The following is an 833-nucleotide window of genomic DNA, read 5'->3' as shown; positions in this document are numbered from 1 at the left end:
ATGGCCAAGGGCGAGTTTATCCGTACGAAGCCTCACGTGAATGTGGGGACGATTGGGCACGTGGACCACGGGAAGACGACGCTGACTGCGGCTTTGACCTTTGTGGCGGCGGCGGAGAACCCGAACGTGGAGGTGAAGGACTACGGGGAGATTGACAAGGCGCCGGAGGAGCGTGCGCGGGGGATTACCATCAACACGGCGCATGTGGAATACGAGACGGCGAAGCGGCACTATTCGCACGTGGATTGCCCCGGGCACGCGGACTACATCAAGAACATGATCACGGGTGCGGCGCAGATGGACGGGGCGATTTTGGTGGTGTCGGCGGCGGACGGACCGATGCCGCAGACGCGGGAGCACATTTTGCTGGCTCGCCAGGTGGGGGTGCCGTACATCGTGGTGTTCATGAACAAGGTGGACATGGTGGACGACCCGGAACTTTTGGACCTGGTGGAGATGGAGGTGCGGGACCTCCTGAACCAGTACGAATTTCCTGGGGACGAGGTTCCGGTGATTCGCGGGAGCGCGTTGTTGGCGCTTGAGCAGATGCACAAGAATCCCCAGACGAAGCGTGGGGAGAACGAGTGGGTGGATAAGATCTGGGAGTTGTTGGACGCGATTGACGAGTACATACCCACGCCGGTGCGGGACGTGGACAAGCCGTTCTTGATGCCGGTGGAGGACGTGTTTACGATCACGGGTCGTGGGACGGTGGCCACGGGTCGTATTGAGCGTGGGAAGGTGAAGGTTGGGGACGAGGTGGAGATTGTGGGTTTGGCTCCTGAGACGCGGAAGACGGTGGTGACGGGTGTGGAGATGCACCGTAAGACGCT

1 protein-coding gene is annotated in these 833 nt (G+C 60.9%); it reads left to right on the top strand.

Annotation, left to right across the window (positions count from 1 at the left end; all coding sequences use genetic code 11):
- On the top strand, positions 1-833 hold an 833-nt coding region (locus TNMX_RS11695; protein ID WP_038032468.1), incomplete at its 3' end, for an elongation factor Tu.

Source organism: Thermus sp. NMX2.A1 (assembly GCF_000511705.1).
In the GTDB taxonomy this organism is placed as follows: Bacteria; Deinococcota; Deinococci; order Deinococcales; family Thermaceae; genus Thermus; species Thermus scotoductus.
Note: the sequence above shows the minus strand (reverse complement) of the source record. Positions and strands in the feature narration are given on the sequence as shown.